Genomic DNA, 2,573 nt, shown 5'->3' with positions numbered 1-2,573 from the left:
CTGTCCTGCCGGACATCTCCCCCTCAGGGGGGGAGATCGGCAGCTTAGGCGCCGGCTTTTCCTTACCAACACCGGAGATTGGCGAAACCATCGGTGGCAGCGTAATCTCCCCCCTTGAGGGGGAGATGTCTGGCAGGACAGAGGGGGGCGCCTCGCGCAAACTTGTCGAGCATAGCCAACCCGCCAGAGACACCAACTGCCTCTCAGTCAAATCCCTCGCATGAGCCTCGCGGCCTTTTTCGGCAACCATTCTTAGGGCCGCGACGGTGATGTCGCACGCCGAGCCTTCATCGGCAGTGACAAGTGGCCTCCCATTCCACCCATCACCCGCGACAGACACCCGCCACCGAACTCCTGCATCGACCCGCACTGCAGCAAGCCGCACATCGGCCGTCACCGAATCCATCGTCAACTGCCCGCAGCCGTCCACAACGACCGAAACCTTCGGCCCCAGCCTCGGCGCTAATCCAGCCTCGTCAATCGACGCCCTGATCCGTTCAGCCAGCGGCCGGGGATCGGCAATCTCCTGCGGGTCGATGCCGGCCAGCGGGCCGGTCTCGACCGGCACGCCGGTGCGTACTGCGATATCAAGCGCATCGACCTCCGCCGCCAGCCGCGCCGCGCTGTCCGTGGTCAGCCCACGTATCTGCAGACTGCCGCGCGCGGTGACTTCCATGATGCCATTGCCGTGCCGCAAGGCGGATTCGCAGAGTCCAATCAAAAGCTTCGGCGACAATCCTCCAGAAGATGGGCCTCCAGAAGACGGGCCTCCAACAACCGGATTGAGCCGCACCAAAAGCCCGTCGCCGGTCTGCATCGGCGCCGACAAAGCCGGGCAGGCGCCGCGGCGCGAGAAGGCGTTCATGCCGCCACCCCAAGCGCCTCGGCCTCGGCAATCAGGGCCGTGAGATCGTCGTCGATGGAGTTGCGCAGGGGATGCCACAGGCCACGCCGGCGCGCCGACAGGAAGCGCTCGGCGATGACTTTGGCGGCGGCGGGGTTCTCGCGCAGGATGAAGGCGCGGACCATGGGATCGCCGAGATAGGCATCGTGCACTGCCTCGATCAGCGTGCCCGAAATGGCGTGCGTGGTTTCGGCGAAGCCGACCAGGCGGTCTACGGTTTCGGCAAATTCGGAGGCGCCACGCGGGCCGTGGCGCATCTGTCCCGATATGAAGCGTGGATTGACGGCGCGGGCGCGCACCACCCGCGATACGGCCTCACTGAGCGAACGCGGCTTGGGCTTTTGCGGGTCCGTGGTGTCGAGCACGATGACGTCGGCATTCCTGCCGAGCGCCGCAAGGGCGGCCGAAAAGCCGCCGATGAAAGCGACGTCGGCGGAGCCTTCGAGGATGTCGCGGCCGGGGTCGTCGCCGGTGTGGACGAGAAGATCGGCCTCGGCGATGCGGGTTTCGAAGACGCCGGGCACCGATACGCCTTCGCCCTTGGCACCGCCATAGGCATGCGAGGTGGCGTCGAGATAGGCGCGGCCGATTTCTTCGCGCGCCGCCCAGTTACCGGAGGACAAGATATCCTCGACGCCGGCGCCATAGGTGCCGGGTGAGGTGCCGAAGATGCGCGGGCTGAGCTTGCCATCGGCACGGGTTTTGGCCGCGAGCGGGTTTTCCGTATCGTCCTCGTCGCGGGCGGCCACCGCGTTGGCGGCGGCATCGATCAGCGCGATCTGGGTCGGGAACATATCGCGGAACAGGCCCGATATGCGCCAGGTGACATCGACGCGTGGCCTTCTAAGAGTGGCCGGCGGCAGCACCTCGATGCCGGTGATGCGGCCGGTCGCCGAATCCCATTGCGGCCGGCAGCCCATCAGCGCCAATCCTTGCGCGATCTCCTCGCCGCCGGTGCGCAGTGAGGCCGAGCCCCACAGGTCGATGACCAGCGAGCGCGGCCAGTCGCCATGCGATTGCATGTAGCCGCGCACCACCTCCTCCGCCGCTGCCTTGCCCAGATCATAGGCGGTCGGCGTCGGCATGGTGCGCGGGTCCGAGGTGAACAGGTTGCGGCCGGTGGGCAGAACGTCCGAGCGACCCCGCGCGGGCGCGCCGGCCGAGCCGGCCTTGACGTGGCGGCCATCGAGCGCGGCGAGAAGCGCCGCTTTCTCGGCGTCAGCGCTTTGTCGCCGCATGGCGTCGGGCTCATCCTCAGGGGCGCGGCCATAGATATGCAGCCCATCCTTGATGGCAAAATCCTTGAGGTCGCAGAGCCAGGCGTCGATGCGGCGCAGCGCTTCGTCCGGAGCGTCGGTCCCGGCGACGCCGGCTTCGGAGGCGAGACCGGTCTTTTGCGCGGTGTCGACGATCAGTTTCGCCAGACGGTCTCGGCGGCGGCGGTCGAGCCCGTCGGCCTGGGCATATTCATCGACCAGCCGCTCGAGCTTGTGTTGATTTTCGTCGAGCCCGGCGCCGGTCAGCGGCGGTGGCAGATGACCAAGGGTGACGGCGGCGATGCGGCGCTTGGCTTGCGCCGCTTCGCCGGGGTTGGAGACGATGAAGGGATAGATGACGGGTAATCCACCGGTGACGATCTCGGGAAAGCAGTCTTCCGACAGCGCAACGG

Annotated in this window: 2 protein-coding genes; both read right to left on the bottom strand. The window is 67.0% G+C overall.

What is annotated here, in order from left to right:
- On the bottom strand, positions 1–865 hold an 865-nt coding region (cobG, locus tag EOB59_RS34320; RefSeq protein ID WP_128290264.1), incomplete at its 3' end, for a precorrin-3B synthase.
- The coding region (locus tag EOB59_RS34315) for a cobaltochelatase subunit CobN (protein WP_206622101.1) at positions 862–2,573 on the bottom strand (1,712 nt) is incomplete at its 5' end. The genes cobG and EOB59_RS34315, both read right to left, overlap by 4 nt.

It is taken from the genome of Mesorhizobium sp. M7A.F.Ca.MR.176.00.0.0 (assembly GCF_004023165.1).
In the GTDB taxonomy this organism is placed as follows: domain Bacteria; phylum Pseudomonadota; class Alphaproteobacteria; order Rhizobiales; family Rhizobiaceae; genus Mesorhizobium.
This window is presented reverse-complemented; position numbering and strand designations above follow the sequence as displayed.